The 18904-nt window shown below is 45.4% G+C and carries 19 protein-coding genes and 1 tRNA gene; 14 read left to right on the top strand and 6 right to left on the bottom strand.

The features are described 5' to 3' along the window. The first annotated feature begins 128 nt into the window (after positions 1-128). Both purL and IUA53_RS15185 read left to right on the top strand, forming a co-directional pair. Entirely contained in the window at positions 129-4016 is a 3888-nt protein-coding gene (gene purL, locus IUA53_RS15190) for a phosphoribosylformylglycinamidine synthase (RefSeq protein WP_196897356.1), read from the top strand. Positions 4017-4239: 223 nt separating this feature from the next. After that, positions 4240-4380, top strand: coding sequence for a hypothetical protein (locus IUA53_RS15185; RefSeq protein ID WP_172655499.1), 141 nt, complete (start codon positions 4240-4242; stop codon positions 4378-4380). Positions 4381-4470: 90 nt separating this feature from the next. Here the strand turns inward: IUA53_RS15185 and smrA are convergent, their stop codons facing one another. The 3 genes from smrA to IUA53_RS15170 form a co-directional block, all read right to left on the bottom strand. Continuing rightward, positions 4471-5058 (bottom strand): DNA endonuclease SmrA, encoded by a 588-nt coding sequence (gene smrA, locus IUA53_RS15180; protein ID WP_044446405.1) that lies wholly within the window; start codon positions 5056-5058, stop codon positions 4471-4473. 130 nt (positions 5059-5188) lie between these two features. Continuing rightward, positions 5189-5264: transfer RNA gene (locus IUA53_RS15175), tRNA-Arg, on the bottom strand. Positions 5265-5489: 225 nt separating this feature from the next. After that, complete coding sequence (locus IUA53_RS15170; RefSeq protein ID WP_196899560.1) at positions 5490-6623, bottom strand: flagellar assembly protein T N-terminal domain-containing protein; 1134 nt, start codon at positions 6621-6623, stop codon at positions 5490-5492. A gap of 478 nt (positions 6624-7101) precedes the next feature. Here IUA53_RS15170 and IUA53_RS15165 point away from each other — a divergent pair, with 478 nt between their 5' ends. Beyond that, on the top strand, positions 7102-7593 hold the full coding sequence (locus tag IUA53_RS15165; RefSeq protein WP_375278007.1) for an LPP20 family lipoprotein: 492 nt from the start codon (positions 7102-7104) through the stop codon (positions 7591-7593). 92 nt (positions 7594-7685) lie between these two features. Here the strand turns inward: IUA53_RS15165 and flgN are convergent, their stop codons facing one another. The 3 genes from flgN to flgA form a co-directional block, all read right to left on the bottom strand. Beyond that, positions 7686-8117 (bottom strand): flagellar protein FlgN, encoded by a 432-nt coding sequence (gene flgN / locus IUA53_RS15160; protein WP_196897355.1) that lies wholly within the window; start codon positions 8115-8117, stop codon positions 7686-7688. 32 nt (positions 8118-8149) lie between these two features. Next, complete coding sequence (gene flgM, locus IUA53_RS15155; RefSeq protein ID WP_044056300.1) at positions 8150-8479, bottom strand: flagellar biosynthesis anti-sigma factor FlgM; 330 nt, start codon at positions 8477-8479, stop codon at positions 8150-8152. 103 nt (positions 8480-8582) lie between these two features. Beyond that, the gene (gene flgA, locus IUA53_RS15150; RefSeq protein WP_081869439.1) at positions 8583-9302 is read right to left on the bottom strand and encodes a flagellar basal body P-ring formation chaperone FlgA; all 720 of its coding nucleotides are present in this window, start codon (positions 9300-9302) and stop codon (positions 8583-8585) included. A 207-nt stretch (positions 9303-9509) separates the two neighbouring features. On the opposite strand from flgA, the gene IUA53_RS15145 reads away from it, so the two are divergent. From IUA53_RS15145 to flgJ, 11 genes are all read left to right on the top strand, one after another. After that, positions 9510-10439 carry a chemotaxis protein CheV gene (locus IUA53_RS15145; protein WP_044056301.1) on the top strand — a complete coding sequence of 310 codons (930 nt, stop codon included), beginning with the start codon at positions 9510-9512 and terminating at the stop codon, positions 10437-10439. A 15-nt stretch (positions 10440-10454) separates the two neighbouring features. Further along, positions 10455-11285, top strand: a complete 831-nt coding sequence (locus IUA53_RS15140; RefSeq protein WP_044056302.1) for a CheR family methyltransferase — start codon at positions 10455-10457, stop codon at positions 11283-11285. A 172-nt stretch (positions 11286-11457) separates the two neighbouring features. Then, on the top strand, positions 11458-11889 hold the full coding sequence (flgB, locus tag IUA53_RS15135) for a flagellar basal body rod protein FlgB (RefSeq protein ID WP_044056303.1): 432 nt from the start codon (positions 11458-11460) through the stop codon (positions 11887-11889). 2 nt (positions 11890-11891) lie between these two features. Beyond that, positions 11892-12314 carry a flagellar basal body rod protein FlgC gene (gene flgC / locus IUA53_RS15130; RefSeq protein ID WP_044056304.1) on the top strand — a complete coding sequence of 141 codons (423 nt, stop codon included), beginning with the start codon at positions 11892-11894 and terminating at the stop codon, positions 12312-12314. Positions 12315-12344: 30 nt separating this feature from the next. Beyond that, the gene (locus tag IUA53_RS15125; protein ID WP_044056305.1) at positions 12345-13031 is read left to right on the top strand and encodes a flagellar hook assembly protein FlgD; all 687 of its coding nucleotides are present in this window, start codon (positions 12345-12347) and stop codon (positions 13029-13031) included. A 14-nt stretch (positions 13032-13045) separates the two neighbouring features. Further along, positions 13046-14425 (top strand): flagellar hook protein FlgE, encoded by a 1380-nt coding sequence (gene flgE / locus IUA53_RS15120; RefSeq protein WP_044056306.1) that lies wholly within the window; start codon positions 13046-13048, stop codon positions 14423-14425. A gap of 121 nt (positions 14426-14546) precedes the next feature. Beyond that, on the top strand, positions 14547-15290 hold the full coding sequence (locus tag IUA53_RS15115) for a flagellar basal body rod protein FlgF (RefSeq protein WP_044056307.1): 744 nt from the start codon (positions 14547-14549) through the stop codon (positions 15288-15290). A gap of 46 nt (positions 15291-15336) precedes the next feature. Further along, entirely contained in the window at positions 15337-16125 is a 789-nt protein-coding gene (gene flgG, locus IUA53_RS15110; RefSeq protein ID WP_044056308.1) for a flagellar basal-body rod protein FlgG, read from the top strand. A gap of 11 nt (positions 16126-16136) precedes the next feature. After that, entirely contained in the window at positions 16137-16820 is a 684-nt protein-coding gene (gene flgH / locus IUA53_RS15105) for a flagellar basal body L-ring protein FlgH (protein ID WP_044056309.1), read from the top strand. Positions 16821-16838: 18 nt separating this feature from the next. Beyond that, entirely contained in the window at positions 16839-17951 is a 1113-nt protein-coding gene (locus tag IUA53_RS15100) for a flagellar basal body P-ring protein FlgI (protein ID WP_196897354.1), read from the top strand. Next, a complete protein-coding gene (gene flgJ, locus IUA53_RS15095) occupies positions 17951-18901 on the top strand; it encodes a flagellar assembly peptidoglycan hydrolase FlgJ (protein WP_196897353.1) in 951 nt (316 codons plus the stop codon). Before IUA53_RS15100 ends, flgJ begins: the two co-directional genes overlap by 1 nt. Positions 18902-18904: the final 3 nt, after the last annotated feature.

Below are 18904 nucleotides of genomic sequence, written 5' to 3'. Positions count from 1 at the left end.
ACATACCCCGAGATGTAGGTTACCAATTCATCATATTTCATCTATAATCCGCGCCGAAATCCTCATCAATTACAGAGACAACGCGTAGCATTGATGGTCGTTGTTTCCAAACAACCAGGTAAAGCAATATGTTGGTCCTTCGAGGCGCTCCCGCACTATCCGAGTTTAACCAAACTAAACTGATTGCAAAGCTGGGTCAATCCGGCATTAAGGTGAAAAGCCTTTATAGTGAATATATTCACCTTGTAGATTCTGTAGGTGACTTGTCGTCGCAGCAAAGAGATATTCTCGATAAACTGCTGACATATGGCCCTGCTAGACAAGCGCAAACCCCATCAGGAACCTTATTTTTTGTTACTCCTCGCCCCGGCACCATCTCTCCGTGGTCTTCAAAAGCTACCGATATCGCTCACAACTGTAAATTAGATTGTATTAATCGTATTGAACGAGGTTGTGCATACTATTTAACGTTTGAGGGAAGCATTAGCGAGAGTGAGTATCAGCAAGTCGCAAGTTTCCTGCATGATCGCATGACTGAATCAGTGTTTGCACAAACACAAGATGCGCAAGCATTGTTCCTACAAGCAACGGCACAAACGTTCACATCAGTAGATGTATTGGCCAATGGTAAAGCCGCCTTGGTTGAAGCAAACCTTAAGCTAGGATTAGCCCTGGCGGATGATGAGGTAGAGTATTTGTTTGAAAGCTTTACTAAGTTGGGAAGAAATCCAACCGACGTAGAGCTTTACATGTTTGCTCAAGCAAACTCTGAGCATTGTCGTCATAAAATATTCAACGCAAGTTGGACAATAGATGGGGAAGCGCAAGAAAAATCCCTGTTCAAAATGATTAAAAACACCTACGAGTTACTGCCTGATCACGTGTACTCAGCGTACAAAGACAACGCGGCGGTAATGGAAGGGTGGCAAGCGGGAAGATTTTTCCCAAACCCGCAATCACACCAATACGAATACCATCATGAGAATATTGATATTCTTATGAAAGTTGAAACCCACAATCACCCTACTGCCATTTCTCCTTTCCCAGGTGCCGCAACAGGCTCGGGTGGTGAAATTCGCGATGAAGGCGCAACTGGACGTGGTTCGAAACCAAAAGCCGGTTTGGTAGGGTTCACAGTATCAAACTTAAGGATCCCTGGTGCAGAGCAGCCTTGGGAAAAAGAGTACGGTAAGCCTCAGCGCATTGTAAGTGCATTGGACATAATGACCGACGGACCACTTGGTGGCGCAGCCTTTAATAACGAGTTTGGTCGCCCAGCATTATTAGGTTACTTCCGTACTTATGAGCAAGAAGTCAATAGCTTTAATGGCGTTGAAGTGCGCGGTTACCATAAGCCAATTATGCTTGCTGGTGGTTTAGGGAATATTCGCCGTGATCACATCGAGAAAGGCGAAATCACCGTTGGTGCTAAGCTGATTGTGCTTGGCGGCCCTGCCATGAATATTGGTCTTGGTGGCGGTGCAGCGTCGTCTATGGCCTCTGGACAATCAAACGAAGATTTAGATTTTGCCTCGGTTCAACGTGATAACCCTGAAATGGAACGTCGTTGCCAAGAAGTCATTGATGCATGTTGGCAGTTAGGTGACAACAATCCTATTCAATTTATTCACGATGTGGGCGCGGGTGGTTTATCAAACGCCTTGCCTGAATTGGTGAATGATGGCGGTCGGGGCGGTAACTTTGAACTTCGCAAGGTGTTATCTGATGAGCCGGGCATGACGCCTCTTGAGCTTTGGTGTAACGAATCGCAAGAACGCTATGTGATGTCGGTCGCACCAGAAAATATGCCGGTTTTCGAAGCCATCTGTGCCCGTGAACGCGCGCCCTTCGCCGTAGTGGGTGAAGCGACCGCTGAGCAGCATTTAAACTTGAATGACAGCCAATTCGATAACAAACCTATCGATATGCCCCTTGATGTTTTGCTTGGCAAGCCGCCTAAAATGCATCGTGATGTGAGCTCGAGAAAAGTCAGCTCCCCCGCATTAGATGACGCAGGCATTACCCTTAGCGACGCCGCGAATCGCATATTGTCGCTACCTACGGTGGCGGAAAAAACCTTCCTGATTACCATTGGCGATCGCTCTGTAACGGGCCTTGTAAGTCGTGACCAAATGGTGGGGCCATGGCAGATTCCTGTTGCTGATGTGGCGGTTACTGCTAGCGCCTTTGATACCTATCATGGTGAAGCAATGGCGATGGGGGAGCGTACCCCAGTAGCACTGCTTTCCCATGGTGCCTCGGCTCGCTTAGCGGTAGGTGAAGCGTTAACGAATATTGCGGCGGCTAATATTGGTGATATTCAGCGTATTAAGCTTTCAGCTAACTGGATGTCGGCAGCGGGACACCCTGGCGAAGATGCAGGTTTGTATGAAGCAGTTAAAGCGGTAGGTGAAGAGCTTTGTCCTGAACTTGGGCTGACGATCCCAGTGGGTAAAGATTCTATGTCGATGAAAACCGCATGGAATGAAAATGGTGAAAACAAAGCCGTAACTTCCCCCTTGTCTTTAGTTATTTCAGCATTTGGCGCGGTAAAAGATATTCGCAAAACCGTGACGCCGCAGTTACGTACCGACAAAGGCGACAGTACCTTAATACTTATCGACTTAGGTGAAGGTAAGAATCGCTTAGGGGCGAGTTGTTTAGCGCAAGTTTATTCTCAGTTAGGTGACAGCCCAGCCGATGTGGTATCGGCCACTCGCCTAAAACAGTTCTTTAATGCCATGCAGGCGCTTATCGAAAAAGGCTTGGTTCAAGCCTACCACGATCGCTCAGACGGCGGCTTATTCACCACTGTTGCAGAGATGGCATTTGCAGGTAAAACTGGCGTGAGTATCACTCTTGATACTTTAACGGGCAATGATGTTGACGTTCTGTTCAATGAAGAACTAGGCGGTGTGGTACAAGTATTAAACCAAGATATTGACGCTGTTAACGACCTTCTTACTGCCTTTGATATTGCAGATATTGCGCATGTTATTGGTACAGTAAATAGTACGGATATGATTGAATTTAGTCGGGATGGCGTGGCTGTGTTAGCAGACAGCCGGGTTGCAATGCGAACGACCTGGGCACAAACGACCTATGAAATGCAAAAGCGTCGTGATAACCCAGCTTGCGCTGAGCAAGAACACTTGGCTAAACAGGACGCGGCAGATCCAGGCTTACACGCGGCACTGACGTATGATGTTAATGAAGACATTGCGGCACCTTACATTGCCAAAGGTATAAAGCCTAAAGTTGCAATATTGCGGGAGCAAGGTGTTAACTCTCACTTAGAAATGGCGGCGGCATTTAATCGCGCAGGATTCGATGCTATCGACGTGCATATGAGTGATGTACTGGCGGGCCGAACCACCTTAGCGCAATTTGCTGGCTTGGCCGCCTGTGGCGGGTTCTCGTATGGTGATGTATTGGGTGCGGGTGAAGGTTGGGCGAAGTCTATATTGTTTAATGGTATAGCCAGAGACCAGTTTGAAGCTTTCTTTAATCGCGATGATACTTTCAGCCTCGGTGTGTGTAACGGCTGCCAAATGTTGTCGAATTTGAAGTCGCTTATCCCTGGTACCGAACATTGGCCACACTTTGTTACTAACCAGTCAGCACGCTTCGAAGCACGGGTGGCGATGGTAGAAGTGATGGAGTCAAAATCTGTCTTGTTAGCTGGAATGGCTGGCTCGCGTATGCCAATTGCGGTGTCTCATGGAGAAGGGCAAGCGGAATTTGCCAATCAGGACGCCCTCGCGCAGGTGTCTCATCAAGTGGCACTGCGTTATGTTGATAACTATGGTGCACCTACCATGCAATACCCAGCTAACCCGAATGGTTCTGTGCAGGGGATTACGGGCCTTACCTCGGCCGATGGACGCAGCACTATTATGATGCCTCACCCTGAAAGGGTGTTCAGAGCCGTGGCAAATTCTTGGCGTCCTGACGAATGGCAAGAAGATGGTGCGTGGATGCGTATATTTAGAAACGCGAGAAAATTCGTAGGCTAAAAATGAGTGATCGTTAAGGGGCGGTAAAAATCGCTCCTTTTACGCATAAAACGGCGCATCTGTGTCAACTAATTGGCAAGTTGTCAAAAAAATGAACAGAGGGGCTTGTCATCTCTAAGTCACTGATCTATTGTAGTGCGTGCAGGGATTGCAGATTGGTTACAGGAGGTTTTGTTGCGGGTTTATCTGGCAAAACGTCAGTATCGATAATAAGAGACGACTAATGAATCGTTCTTCAAAAGGGTTTGGCTTAACCGGAGTGGCTGTGGCTGTTGTGCTGATGTTTGTAACTGCTGTTTTTAGCACTTCAGCAAAATCTGACGAAGCTCCTTCAACGCTAAGTGTGCAGTCTTCAGTTAAGTAGTCTGAAAGTAAAATTCTAAGGGCAGTTTTCGCAAGGAAACTGCCCTTAATCAATTCTGTATCATCATGTATTCTTTACATGACAAAATCATTACCTTTTCCGGTTTTTTTCTCTATTAATCAATTTTTGTTGAGGATGTTTCTTCAGCAATACATAAGTAGCACCAAAACCACCGTGCATGGGTTGTGCGGTATGAAAGGCAATGACTTCCTCGAGTTCCCGAAGCCAATGATTAACATAGCTTTTCTTTAAGGCAGGAAATGGCTTGCTGTTTTCTCCAGTACCGTGCTGGATTAATAGCGCTCTTACCCCTTTTTCGTGGCTTGATATTATCGATTGGTAGAGTGCATCACGGCTTTGCTCAATGTTTAAAGCTTTAAGTGATAAAGTGTATTCCAGCGGGTATTTGCCCATACGCAGCTTCTTAAATACCCCATCTTGGATCCCTGGTTGCTGAAAACATATAAAGTCACTCGGCGGGACAGGTTTAACCCCTTCTAAACTTAACGGGTTGGTTAGCTTTTCACGGGTTTTATTTTGCAAAGCTGCACGCTTTTGCTTTTCTGCGAGCGCTTTTTCTGGATCATGTAATAAAGCCTTATCGCCTGATGCAATAGGTTTAACATCCTGCATTTCTGCAAAAAACGAGTCGACATCGTCATGCTCTAGGTGGGTCATCGTGTCTCCCGATTAGCCTGTACATTGTAATGGGCGAACAAGTTGTCTGCACGCATCTTTGTTATACGCTCGTTCTACTTCAGAGGATGACAAAAACATGCGTGTGACGTGAAAAAGGTAGTCGCTAGAGTGGCGTCCCCACCGCGACTCGAACGCAGATCTAAAGCTTAGGAGGCTCTTGTTTTATCCAGTTAAACTATGGGGACTGAGTATATTGTTATTATACGAGAGTCTCGCTCAATCGGAACCCTTGGTTTAAAACAATTTTGCAATATTGAAGTAAATTGTCGTTAGTCTGACAATGGCAACAATTCACTGGGACATATACTTATGTTGAGGTGGCTTGCTACCAAATATATGGTATTCCTAGATTGGTAATATTTATAATATAAAAAAACAAAGATTTAGGTTTTGGTAGATGCAGCTTGATTCTACTTTTTTATAACGAAGTCGTTCTCTTGAATGTTAATGATGACGTTAGCGTCTTTATGGCGAACTTGTGCAGAATTGCTATACGCCGATTCAACGATAAAAACTCCCGGATAAATATTATATTGTAAGTAGGTTTCGCCACGACCATCTGTAAATTGCCGTGTTTGATAAATATATAGCTCATCATTTGGCATTACGCCATTATCTCTGCCTAAAGAAACGGTGACATTTGTATTATTGGCTTGTAGCACCCTGCCGGTAAGGGGTTGGCAAGAGGTGGTTTCTTCAAGGTCGACAATGAATTTTGCCACTTGCTTATCAATCGCTTTTCCGTAGGCGGTTGACCAAAACGATTGTGAGTATTCGTCTAATTCAGCAAAGCGATCAAAGGGCCAAGTATCTTGTGTTTGGTATGTTCGTTGGAATAGCTTACCGCCGTTAAGGCCATCGTAAACGGCGACATCAAAAGCGAAATAGCGGGTAGCGTCTTCATCGGCCCAAAAGGCCAACCGAGAAGGGGGCTCTCGGGTCACGCTCAGGTCGGTAATTTCCCCTACTAAAACAAATTGAGCGTCAGCCACTTTTGCTAGCTCTCTAACATTGGCGGGCAACGTAGATGGAGACCAGTAGGTAGTATAAGGTGCAATATAGGACAATTTGGCGTGAGTGCCATGAGTGTCCATCAGCGTAGCTAAGTGACGGGTAAACGCAGCAGGAAAGTCGGCGATTTGTCCATCTAAAAGGTGCTCTCTATTGGCAACAGAGAAATAGCTACTAGCAACGTGCTTGGTGTATTCACTGGCTTTACATATTTGTTCTTTTGGAAAAATGTCAGCACGGATGGTAACGGTAACATAGTCGCTATGCCACACTTCATCCACAAGCTCTACTTGGTTTACTTCACCTGTGCTACTAATAGTAATATCTTCGCTTTCTAATAAGCCGTTGGTTAATTGCTGAACACTGTTTATCGATGCGCCAGCAAACAACAGGGCCTGTTTAAGCGCTTCCTCAGTGGCGGCTTTGCGGGCGCTATGTTTATCGCCCTTCATTATAATTGCCTGGCCTTTAGCTTCGTACCAAACGGCATTTACTTGCCCTACATATAATGCCAGTAGGCAAATAAGCGCCATGAATATGCAATGCGAAGACTTATTTTTCTGTGCGAACACAAGCGCCCCTCAGCTTAGTTTTACGTTGCTCTAAAGCATTTTACCTTGCGCTATTGCTCTACCCAGGCGGAGTGGTTGTTGTCCGCATGCGCTGGGTGTCAAAAAAGCTTCACCACACAAGGTTATTTTCATATACAGATGAGTGTAAGCGAATAGAGTGCCAAAAATACAAAATGTGATGAAGACAGCGGTCACCATCGGTGGTTTGGTCTCTTTCATTAAGTGTCAATTCACTGACTTTCACATTTAGGCGCAAACTTTGCTTTCAGTTTTAGTCACACGTGATAAAGCACGTCAACCGCTTGGCTGTCACCTTGGGTTTAACCTTATCGATGCAGTCAAACTAACTCAGTTCAGTCTATTGCGTTAGCGAGAGTGTGTCAGCGTGAATAATAGCGGTTTATCAGTCAAGTAGGATGGTCATTTTAAGGTTACCAATATGAAAATGGTGAAAAGGCGTATTAAGCATTCGGTGAAGTTGCTGACATCAGTATTGGTTAGCGCCAGTATTTTGTCTGGATGCAGCCTGTTTGTAGACAAACATGTTGAATGGGAAACCGTGGAGCCGGAATCTTACCCTACACTGACGGCGGTGGGGTATGCGCCCATTGCTTCTCAGCGTGGAGAAAGCGAAACCGTTAAAATGTTGATGGCAATTAAAGCGTCAAAGTTAGAGGCGTATCGAGAGCTTGCTGAGCAAGTGTATGGGCAACGTATCGAGGGAAGTCAATCACTCTCAAGCCTTGTTGTATCAAATGAAACCTTAAAGGCGTCAGTAGAAGGTGTCATTCGCGGGGCAAAAATTATAAAAAGCTATCCGGTTGGTGAAGATACCTACGCCACAGAATTAGAATTAGACATGCAGCGGGTATACGACATTTACCTTTCAACGGCAAAACCTCGACGAATTAAAGACATTAAATATTACTAGCCGTTAGCTTCAAGCGTCATGAGAAGAAATAGAAAAAGGGTGCAATATCAATTGCACCCTTTTTCTTTAAAGATCGAGGAGTGTGAAAAATACTAGGCGCTTACACCTGAACCTAAACGCCCACCGTTGGGCTTGCCTTTTTTGTCATAGGTTAGGGATTCTTTTGCGCGCACTTCTAACATAAGATTACGTAAGTGAGTCAGACGAAGCTGACCTTGCTCCACTGCCTTTTGGTTGACACTGGTTTTATACTTACATTCATCTAATATCTGAGCCGCCGATTGCATTAAGCTTTCTGCCTCTTCAGGCAAGCTACTCGATTTTTTCTCTGCTTGATAAACGGGCTCAATTTGCCTATCTGCAGCTTGAATCGCTTCAAGTAGCTCGGCTTTTTGTTCCAGCAAACTCGTTAGTGCTTCAGCATCACGGGCACTTATCAAGTGAAGTTCCTGCTCAAGTAGTTGCGCTAATTGAGACAAGTTTTCAACTTGTTGCTGTAATGCTGAGGTAAGTGTGCTGGTCATAATCACCTAACTAAATGTTAATGCAACTGTGGTTAATCGGCGCCAAAAATCTCTGATTCAGCCTTGGCGATTTTATTGGCTAACACTTCAGGGTTAACCTTGTACTCGCCGCTTTGAATCGCTTTTTTAAGGCGATCTACTTTTTCCTGATTAACAGGCGCTTCAGTACCTTTTTTCTGTACTTGATTCAATTGTTGCGCAGATTGCGTGAGCGACACCGAATCTTGACGGGGCGCACTTTGCGTCTTTGCAGCGACATCTGACGCTTGCTGTTGAGACTGTTGCGTCTGATTCTGCTGCGAAATTTTTGTATTATCAACGGGTGTTTTTGGTAACCCATTGTTTACATTGTTAATTGCCATAGTCTTTCTCCACTACCTATTCACCTCAGTATATATTATCGGCCCTTCATGCTTTTTCTTTAGGCTTTTTTGAGATGAAAATGCAGTCTTTTAAATCGCTATTTTACAAGTGTACCACGACTTCTTTCGCACTGGCGACTTCGGCTATTACCGTATTTTGACTGCTCGTATTTGTCACCCTAATTGTATCACCAATGACACCATCTTGTTCGGCGATTCCAGCCGTTTTCACCGCCATAGTGCCAATATGGGCTTTAATGGTTATTCTGTCACCTTTACATACAAAACACAGCATATTTGATTGTATGGCTTGACCATCGACCACTCTACGTTTCATGCGGGCGCCAATTAAACTGTTCAGGTCTGTGAAGGCCGTATATCTTAGGCGCCGAATATCCACATCGGCGAGGGTTAAGTTATCGGCACCTAAAACGGTTCCTGGACTTACTGCACCAGACGTGACAACAATTTGTTTTGTTCTACTAACTTGCGCACTGGTAAAGAGATACCAATCGTTATTTTGACAACTAACACGAACAGAAATATACGACTGTTTGAGTGCTTCGTCTGATGCATAGTACTGAAACCCTGTGGGGCACTGAGGAATACTTATCCTATCGTCTATCTTCACAATACGTATGTCGATGTTAGTATCTTCGTCGCTAGGACTAAGTACTGACATTAAATATTTTTGCGCACCTTGTTGAACTTTTTCATGTAAGTCAGCAGCATTACAAGGGAATGTTGCAATGGAAAACATCATGACAAAAAGTGCATATTGCCATTGTTCTATCGTAAAAAATTTGTGTTTTAAAATATTCATGGCTACTTTTCGTGTTCAGTTACTTAGATATTGTCTATGCTTATCAGATAAGAATGCATGCAATGTTCATTCAAACGACACAGTAAGGATAACGAATTGGCAATAAGTGTCATTTTTCTGTCGTTTGAACGGCTATTATTTAGTGATATTGTCTATTTTCAATAAGAGAAGGCAATGATCATGCCCAGAATTAAAAAGAGGTGACACATGTCGGGTATTTTGGATTCAGTTAACCAACGCACGCAGCTCGTTGGGCAAAACCGGCTAGAGTTATTATTGTTTAGGTTAAATGGCCGACAGCGCTTTGGTATCAACGTTTTTAAAGTTCGTGAAGTACTTCAGTGCCCACCTTTAACGTCGATGCCAAAGTTGAACACTTTAGTTCGTGGTGTGGCGCATATTCGTGGGCAAACTATTTCTGTCATCGACTTGAGTATGGCGACAGGGGGTCGTCGTATAGAAGACTTGTCAAACGCGTTTATTGTCATTGCAGAATATAATCGCTCCGTACAAGGTTTTTTGGTGGGGGCCGTTGAACGTATCATCAACACAAATTGGGACGCGATTATGCCACCGCCCCAAGGTACCGGCAGAGCAAGTTATCTTACTGCGGTGACAGAAGTAGAAAACGAATTGATTGAAATTCTTGATGTTGAAAAAATCTTGAATGAGATCTCACCACTGAATGCCGATGTAAGTGCTGATGTCGCCGAAGGGCTTACTACCGAAGGTAAAGAAGACAAGATTATCTTTATTGCTGACGATTCTGCCGTGGCGAGAAATCAGGTGAAGAAAGCACTGACAACCCTTGGCCTGGAAATCGAGTTAGCTAAAAATGGACTAGAAGCCTTGAACCGTTTGAAGGAAATTGCCGAAGAGTACGGTGATGTAACAAACCGAGTTGGCGTACTTGTATCGGACATTGAAATGCCAGAAATGGATGGTTACACGCTTACCGCTGAAATAAAAAATACGCCACAGTTACAGAAACTTCATGTGGTTTTGCACACGTCACTGAGTGGGGTATTCAACCAAGCTATGGTACAGAAGGTGGGAGCCGACGATTTCATTGCGAAATTCCACCCCGATGAACTGGCTACGGCAGTTCAGAAATGGCTTATGAAAGATTGTGAATAACGGAGCGGTCAGGGATTGAACAGTAAAGATGTATCCCCGGAGAGTTATCTCAAGTTTAGGCAATTCTTAGAGCAACAATGTGGCATCGTGTTAGGTGAGAACAAACAATACCTAGTTCGAAGCCGCCTTGCCTCGCTTCTCTATAAATTTAATTACCCTAGTACAGATGCACTTATTGACGTTGTGGTAAAAGGCTATGACCGGACGTTATTGCAAAGTGTTATCGATGCGATGACCACAAATGAAACGCTGTGGTTTAGAGACAGTTATCCTTTCGATCTTTTAATCAAAGATCTGTTGCCTAAATTAGCCGAAAAGTCACAAAGAATAAGAATTTGGAGTGCGGCCTGTTCGTCTGGACAAGAGCCTTATTCCATTGCCATGTCTATACTAGAGTATCAAAAACAGCGTCCAGGTGCGTTACGAGGAGGGGTAGAAATTATTGCCACTGACCTGTCCTCGGAAATGCTAGAAAAGAGCGAGCAAGGGATTTATGATGAACTGTCATTGGCGCGTGGTTTATCTCCTCAACGTCGCCAAGCTTTCTTTCAAACTCACGCAAGCGGGCAAATGCAGCTTCGCCCTGAAGTTCGCAGAATGGTGTCATTTAAAAGCTTAAACCTGCTCAGTAGCTATGCCTCATTGGGCAGATTTGATGTGGTATTTTGCCGTAACGTACTGATTTATTTCTCAGCGGAAGTAAAACAAAAGATACTGCAACAAATTGCCGCTCAATTGCAGCCAAGCGGTGTACTATTCCTTGGCGCTTCCGAATCTATCAGTGCCGCCAGTGATTTTTATGCCATGGTTAAATGCCATCCGGGGTTATATTATCAAAAGAAATAATGCCTTTAAGTTTATGATTTAAAGGTGTTTATTTCTCTAATTTTTTGCCAGTTCCGTATCTTACCTCTCGCTCATTCTTTGAACTGGCATTTACCTTGCTAGTAAATCTTCGTTAATAGCTAATTTTGTTGTATGCGGTATACAACAGCATTTTGCAGTTAGGAGTTTTATCATGGCAATTAATCTCGACAAGCTCGTCGGGTTCCATCAATCAGCCCTGTCTATTCGTACGGATAGAATGGAAGTGATTGCTGGCAACTTAGCGAATGCGAATACGCCGGGTTACAAAGCCAAAGACATTGATTTTAATAAAGCAATGGAATCCGCCATGCAACGGTCGGAAGGCACACGTACCTTAGGCGGCAATAGCCTGCTTAAAACTCATGAAAATCACTTAGGTGGAAGCAGCACCTCTGTTGCATCAAATTTTGAAATGCAATACCGCGTACCCACGCAGCCTGATACCGGCGATGGAAATACAGTAGAAGTGCAAGCCGAAAGAAATCGCTTTCTTGACAACGGCCTTCGCTACCAAGCTAGCCTTGAGTTTCTCAACGGTAAAATCAAAGGCATGAAAAAAGCCCTTAGTTCTGGAGGCCAGTAGCCATGAGCTTATTTAATGTAATGTCAATTTCTAGCACAGGAATGGAAGCTGAAAATGTTCGCCTTAATACCACGGCAAGTAACATCGCCAACGCGAATACGGTAAGCAGCAGTTATGACCAAACCTACCGCGCACGCCACCCAGTATTTGCCACAGAGTTGCAGCAGGCTATGCAAGATCAGTCGAAGGGAGCAGGGGTATCTGTGCGTGGTATCGTTGAGAGTGATGCGCCATTGCAGGTGGAATATGCCCCTCATAATCCCATGGCGGATGCAGATGGGTATATCTACAAGCCAAATGTGAATATTGTAGAAGAAATGGCAAACATGATGTCAGCGTCTAAAGCTTATGAAACCAATGTTCAGGTTGCCGATACCACTAAACGAATCTTTCGTCGTGTATTGCAATTAGGCCAAGGGCAATAACTTGCCGGTTAGGTAATTGAGGAATCAAACGTGGATACGATTAATAACAGCGGGCTCGACACCGACCTTTATTGGCAGGAAGAAACCGTCAAGATTGCAGATGGCACTGAACAACAGTTATCGCAAGAAGACTTCTTTGCAATGCTTACAGAACAGTTAGCGAACCAAGATCCCACCGCCCCCGTGGATAACGATCAAATGGTTGCGCAGATGACATCCTTCACTATGGCGGATGGTATTTCGCAATTAAACGATAAGTTCGAATCGTTTGCCGCCTCCATGACGTCTAATCAGGCGCTACAAGCATCCAGCCTTATAGGGCAGAACGTATTGGTTCAGGGCAATATTGGACACATGGCAGCGCAAGGTGATGGGCTTTCAGGCGTAGTTGTGAATGAGCAAACCGTTCAAAACATGAAAATAAATATTGAGAACCAGTATGGAGAGGTGATTAAAACCATAGATGCTGGAACCCAAGCCGCAGGCAATATCGCATTTGAGTGGGACGGGAAAGACACTCAGGGGAATGATATGCCTGAAGGGGATTATGTCATTACCGCAACCGGTGAAGTGGATGGTGAAAACACCCAATTGTCTACAGCAGTTAATCGTCATGTAGGCAGCGTAAGCCTGGCCGGTAGCGGACAGGGCGTCATTTTAAATTTGGCTGGTGATGTCAGTATCAATCTTGATGACGTCATTCAGATAGGCAGTTAGTAGGAGAACAACCCATGTCTTTTAATATCGCACTTAGCGGCGTAGCTGCTGCTCAAAAAGATTTAGATGTAACCGCAAACAACATTGCTAACGTTAATACCGTTGGCTTTAAAGAATCACGGGCAGAGTTCGGTGACGTGTATGCCACTTCGTTGCTCGCAGGAAGTAAAACAAAAGTGGGCGATGGTGTGTTAACCCAAGATGTTGCCCAGCAATTTTCTCAAGGTAGCTTACAGTTCACCAACACTGCACTTGATTTAGCGATAACAGGTAACGGCTTTTTTGCCACAGTGCCAGATGAAACATCCCGTGATTTCTCTTTCACACGGGCAGGTCAATTCAAATTGAATGATGACAACTATGTGGTAAACAGCAACGGTGATTTACTGCTAGGCTTCCCCGTTAATTCTGACGGTACCAGCTCATCAGTGGCACTAAGTACCACTGAGCCGGTATTGATCCCAGACTCATCAGGCTCACCTGCACAAACTTCCGAAGTTGATATAAGAATGAATCTTCCGGCAAGTGATGCGGGTGTGGAAGCTGCCCAGTTTGATCCGGAAGACCCGTCTACTTACAACGCTGCGACATCAGTCACCGTGTATGATTCACTGGGTGACTCACATGTTATGACTTACTATTTTGTGAAAGATGATTCTGCCACCAACGAATGGTATGTCGCGACAGCTGTAGATGATCAACTCGTTAATTTACAAAATGAAGATGGCACCACGTCAACACCTGGTGATGTGGGTGTGCATTCATTAGGGACAGCGACGGGTAACGATGTGACTGCCGCGAAGTTAATCTTTTCTGATGGCGGTGATTTCGTTGGCATCGAAAACCCGGATGGCAGCACCAATCCTGATTACACGTTAAATACTGAAGCACTTGCCAGCGTATTATCAAACGGTGCCGATCCTACTCAAGAAATTACCATCGACTTCAACCTTGACCCCGATGAAGCTACCGTAAATGAGCCTACACAGTATGCGTCAGCGTTTGAAGTGACTTCATTAGAGCAAGATGGTTTACCAGTAGGGCGACTGACGGGGATTGATATTGGTCCGGATGGATTAGTACGTGCCACATTCTCAAACGGGACTTCAGAGCCCATTACACGTGTTGCTCTCGTGCGTTTTGCCAATGAACAAGGGTTAACTCAGCAAAGCAGCACAGAATGGAAAGAGAGTATTCTATCGGGTGAAGCACTTGCTGGGGAAGCCACAACAGGTACCTATGGTGAAATTAACTCATCAGCGCTAGAGCAGGCCAATGTTAACTTAACCACCGAGTTGATTGATATGATTATTGCCCAGCGTAATTTCCAAGCCAACTCTCGTGCCCTTGAAGTGAATAACTCTCTGAATCAAACTATCTTGAATATTCGATAAATAGTCACTCTTCAAAAAAGCCGCAGATTACTGCGGCTTTTTTATATCTTTCATTTTTTGTACATATTGGCATCGGCCTTGCAAAACCTGTGTATGGTTTAACCAGAGTCAAAAGTCAGTCATGGACAAACTTCTCTACATAGCAGCAAGCGGTGCCTCTCAAGACCTTTTAGGGACTGGGATTAGGGCAAATAACTTAGCCAATGCACAAACCACGGGTTTCCGTGCTCAGCTAGAGCAGGCAAGAGCAATGCCGGCGTACGGCGAAGGTTTGCCGACCCGCGTTTTTTCTATGACAGAAAGCCCTTCTAATAACTACGAATCAGGCCCAATGATACAAACGGGGCGTGACCTTGACGTAGCGATTCAAGGTGATGGTTGGTTTGCCGTTCAAGATGAAAATGGCCAAGAAGCCTATTCTCGTGATGGTAACTTCAAACTGGGCGACGACGGAATTTTGACAGATATCCATGACCGCGTGGTTTTGGGTGACAATGGTCCAATATTTTTGCCCGTTCCTCTAGATAATCTCAACATTGCCGCCGATGGCACTTTGTCTATGCGCCAGCTAGGCGCCCCAGCAAATGTTATTGAAGATATTGGTCGGTTGAAGCTAGTCAGCCCCAATTATGCGGATATGGAACGGGGTACCGACGGTTTATTTAGAATGGAAGACGGCACACTGGCACCCGCCAATGCGAATGTAAAAGTGATGTCGGGCATGCTTGAAGGTTCGAATGTAAACGCTGTGGAAGAGATGGTCGATATGATCAATTTACAGCGTCACTACGAGTTACAGGTAAAGGTTATGAAGCAAGCCGAGGAGTTGGATACTCGCGGCAATACCCTGCTTCGCATTTTATAATTGTTTTTAGTGACGTTGTGGATAACTGCAACGACGGGAGGTTTATATGCACCCAGCATTGTGGATTAGTAAAACAGGTTTAGATGCTGCACAGACTGATGTTGCCGTTGTCTCTAACAACCTGGCCAACGCATCAACGGTGGGCTTTAAAAAGGACCGCGCCGTATTTGAAGATCTACTTTATCAAAACATAAACCAGCCGGGTGGTCGCTCTTCGGCGGATACTGAGCTCCCGTCAGGTTTAATGTTAGGTTCGGGCTCTAAAGTAGTGGCAACCCAAAAAGCCCATACTCAAGGGAATTTGTTGACCACCGAAAATGCCTTGGATATGTCTATCCAAGGGCGCGGGTATTTTGAAATATTACAACCTGACGGCACCATTGCATATTCTCGAAATGGTCAATTCTCATTGAATGATCAAGGTCAAATTGTGACATCGGGTGCTGGCTTCCTTTTGCAACCAGAAGTGGCTGTTCCCGAAGATGCGCAACAAATCACGATTTCACAAGATGGCGAAATTAGCGTGTCTGTGCGTGGCGAGGCTGAGCCTCAAGTGCTTGGGCAAATGAATATTTCGGATTTTGTTAACCCCACAGGGTTACAGCCTATTGGTCAAAACCTGTTTGTAGAAACCGCTTCCAGTGGCGCACCTATCCAAGGCGTACCTGGCTTGCAAGGGCTGGGTTACATTTCTCAAGGTACGTTAGAAACGTCGAACGTTAACGTTACAGAAGAACTGGTAAACCTTATCGAAAGCCAGCGTTTGTACGAGATGAACTCCAAAGTGATTTCATCGGTTGACCAGATGCTTGGTCAAGTCATTCAGCAGCTATAGCAGGTAACGTGATGAAACGTATTCTGGCACTTTCTGTGGCGATAATAACTTTAGGGGGCTGTGCAAGTACAAGCCAACCTCCTGTTGAAGCGAATGATCCTTCTTTCGCTCCAGTGGTACCGGATTACCCCCGTGAGACGATTGTAGAAGACGGCTCTTTGTTTCGCTCTTATATGGCAAACAGCCTTTATTCTGATGTAACAGCGCGCAGAGTGGGTGACATCATTACCGTGGCGCTCAGCGAAAGTACGTCAGCGAGTAAATCGGCTGACACCACTACCGCGAAAGACTCTTCCGTGAATCTAGACACCATTACCGGGTTAGGTGGGCAAGCAGTGAATATTGGCGGGCAATCTATTCAATTAGGTATAGGGTCTTCCAGTGACTTTTCTGGTGATTCGGCAGCGAATCAAAGCAATAGTTTATCGGGGGCCATTTCTGTCACCGTGGTTGACGTACTGCCCAACAATAACCTTGTTATTCGAGGGGAGAAGTGGTTAACCCTCAATCATGGTGATGAATACATTCGTTTGACTGGCATTATTCGTCCAGCGGACATTAGCCCTGAAAACGAGATTGTCTCAACCAAGGTGGCTAATGCTCGCATTCAGTATTCTGGTACAGGTTCTTTCGCTCGTGCGCAAGAAAGGGGCTGGTTAACCAAGTTCTTCGATTCAACTTGGTGGCCGTTGTAAGCCAATAGGAGAGTGAGTATGCGTTTATTTATTGTTGTTCTTACCGCATTAAGCCTTTTTACGCCGCACCTAGCGAGTGGTCAGCGCATAAAAGATTTAGCCAGTATTCAAGGTGTACGAAGTAACCAATTGGTGGGTTACGGCCTGGTGGTGGGGTTACCGGGAACGGGTGAGCAAAGCCCGTTTACCGAGCAAAGCTTTCGAACCATGTTAAGTAATTTCGGTATCAGCTTAGATGCCAACACCAAACCAAAAATTAAAAATGTGGCTGCGGTTGCGGTTCACGCTGAGCTTCCGGCCTTTTCGAAACCCGGGCAAACCATTGACGTTACAGTGTCATCTGTGGGTGAAGCCAATAGTTTGCAAGGCGGAACGCTTCTTCAAACCTTCTTAAAAGGTGTGGATGGAAAAGTATATGCCGTGGCACAAGGCAGTTTGGTGGTGAGTGGTTTTGGAGCACAAGGCGGTGACGGATCACGGATTGTGGTTAATACCCCTACTGTCGGGCGTATTCCCAACGGCGCGATGGTGGAGCAATCTGTACCAAGCGGTTTCGCGAATGGCGATTCGCTTACGCTGAATTTACACCGCCCCGACTTTTCTACAGCAAAGGCTCTCGCAGATACGATCAATGAACGTTTAGGTGCACAGCCGGATAGAGGGTATGTAATAGCAACCCCCATTGATGCAGCTTCTGTACGTGTTTCTGCGCCCCGTGATGTTGGGCAGCGCGTGGGCTTTTTAGCCACACTGGAAAATTTTGAATTTACGCCGGCTGATGCGCCCGCGCGGGTAGTGATAAACAGCCGAACAGGCACTATCGTTATTGGCAGTCAAGTGCGATTACTGCCTGCTGCCATTACCCACGGTGGGTTAACCGTTACCATTGCAGAAAATCAGCAAGTTTCTCAACCTAATGCTTTTGCTGATGGAGAAACTGTGGTTACAACCCAGTCAATTATCGATGTGGATTTGGCCGATAGCCGCATGTTCAAGTTTGAACCTGGCGTTACCTTGGATCAATTGGTTAGAGCAGTGAATGAAGTGGGCGCTGCGCCAGGCGATCTTATGGCAATTCTAGAGGCCCTAAGACAAGCAGGCGCATTGCGCGGTGAATTGGTGATTATCTGATGGACGGGTTAGGGTCTAAGTCACAGCTAGACATGGCGAGAAACGTTCATGATCTCGGCAGTATTAACAAGATGCGAGAAGCTATCGCTTCAGGTGACGAGGATGTGTTGCAAGAGGCTGCACAACAGTTCGAAGCTATCTTTGTGCAAATGATGCTGAAATCCATGCGTAAAGCGCAAGACGCCCTAGCGGATGAAAACAGCCCATTTAACTCTGAACAAGTGAAATTCTATCGCGATATGCACGATCAGCAATTGGCGGCGGACTTAACATCAAACGGTGGTATGGGATTAGCCGATATTATTGTAAAGCAGATGGGGCATTCTGAGGACAGTTACCAGCCAGCTAGCACCATTCGTAGTGATGGCAATTTGAGTTCTCTGAACAGAAATCGAGTTGAACAGACTGAGCAAGCGCAGGAAAATTCGCTTGTTTCAGCGTCTAAAGGTACTCGTTCAGCGCACAAAGACAGTATGTTCGAAAGCCCAGAGGACTTTGTCAGTACTTTACAGCCTTTTGCTCAAGAGGTAGCGGAAAAATACGGCCTAGATGCTAAAGCCATAATTGCTCAGGCGGCGGTGGAAACAGGGTGGGGACAGTTTGTGATACACAATTCAGATGGTTCAAGCTCACACAATTTATTTGGTATTAAAGCTAATTCACAGTGGCAGGGTGAACAGGCTGTGGTCAGTACACTGGAATTTAACGGGAATATACCTGAAAAGCAGAAAGCCGCGTTCCGTTCGTATTCTTCACTCGCCCATGCCATGGATGATTATGGCAAATTCATCGCTACCCAGCCTCGCTACAAGCAAGCGGTAGCGCACGCACAAGATGCCGGGAAATATACCCAAGCGCTGCAAGATGCGGGTTATGCCACAGATCCAGAATACGCAAACAAAATTATGTCTGTTTACCACAGTGACAGGCTCAATGGCTTAATGCCCTAAGGC

The sequence above is a fragment of the Alteromonas sp. B31-7 genome (assembly GCF_015767655.1).
Classification (GTDB): domain Bacteria; phylum Pseudomonadota; class Gammaproteobacteria; order Enterobacterales; family Alteromonadaceae; genus Alteromonas; species Alteromonas australica.
The sequence above is the reverse complement of the archived record's forward strand: the minus strand, read 5'-3'. Positions and strand labels throughout refer to the sequence as shown.

Bases quoted from the DNA above. Each gene is read 5' to 3' on its own strand.
- purL (WP_196897356.1), top strand. From the start codon at position 129: ATGTTGGTCCTTCGAGGCGCTCCCGCACTATCCGAGTTTAACCAAACT.
- IUA53_RS15185 (WP_172655499.1), top strand. From the start codon at position 4,240: ATGAATCGTTCTTCAAAAGGGTTTGGCTTAACCGGAGTGGCTGTGGCT.
- smrA (WP_044446405.1), bottom strand. From the start codon at position 5,058: ATGACCCACCTAGAGCATGACGATGTCGACTCGTTTTTTGCAGAAATG.
- IUA53_RS15170 (WP_196899560.1), bottom strand. From the start codon at position 6,623: ATGGCGCTTATTTGCCTACTGGCATTATATGTAGGGCAAGTAAATGCC.
- IUA53_RS15165 (WP_375278007.1), top strand. From the start codon at position 7,102: ATGAAAATGGTGAAAAGGCGTATTAAGCATTCGGTGAAGTTGCTGACA.
- flgN (WP_196897355.1), bottom strand. From the start codon at position 8,117: ATGACCAGCACACTTACCTCAGCATTACAGCAACAAGTTGAAAACTTG.
- flgM (WP_044056300.1), bottom strand. From the start codon at position 8,479: ATGGCAATTAACAATGTAAACAATGGGTTACCAAAAACACCCGTTGAT.
- flgA (WP_081869439.1), bottom strand. From the start codon at position 9,302: ATGAATATTTTAAAACACAAATTTTTTACGATAGAACAATGGCAATAT.
- IUA53_RS15145 (WP_044056301.1), top strand. From the start codon at position 9,510: ATGTCGGGTATTTTGGATTCAGTTAACCAACGCACGCAGCTCGTTGGG.
- flgB (WP_044056303.1), top strand. From the start codon at position 11,458: ATGGCAATTAATCTCGACAAGCTCGTCGGGTTCCATCAATCAGCCCTG.
- flgC (WP_044056304.1), top strand. From the start codon at position 11,892: ATGAGCTTATTTAATGTAATGTCAATTTCTAGCACAGGAATGGAAGCT.
- flgE (WP_044056306.1), top strand. From the start codon at position 13,046: ATGTCTTTTAATATCGCACTTAGCGGCGTAGCTGCTGCTCAAAAAGAT.
- IUA53_RS15115 (WP_044056307.1), top strand. From the start codon at position 14,547: ATGGACAAACTTCTCTACATAGCAGCAAGCGGTGCCTCTCAAGACCTT.
- flgG (WP_044056308.1), top strand. From the start codon at position 15,337: ATGCACCCAGCATTGTGGATTAGTAAAACAGGTTTAGATGCTGCACAG.
- flgH (WP_044056309.1), top strand. From the start codon at position 16,137: ATGAAACGTATTCTGGCACTTTCTGTGGCGATAATAACTTTAGGGGGC.
- IUA53_RS15100 (WP_196897354.1), top strand. From the start codon at position 16,839: ATGCGTTTATTTATTGTTGTTCTTACCGCATTAAGCCTTTTTACGCCG.
- flgJ (WP_196897353.1), top strand. From the start codon at position 17,951: ATGGACGGGTTAGGGTCTAAGTCACAGCTAGACATGGCGAGAAACGTT.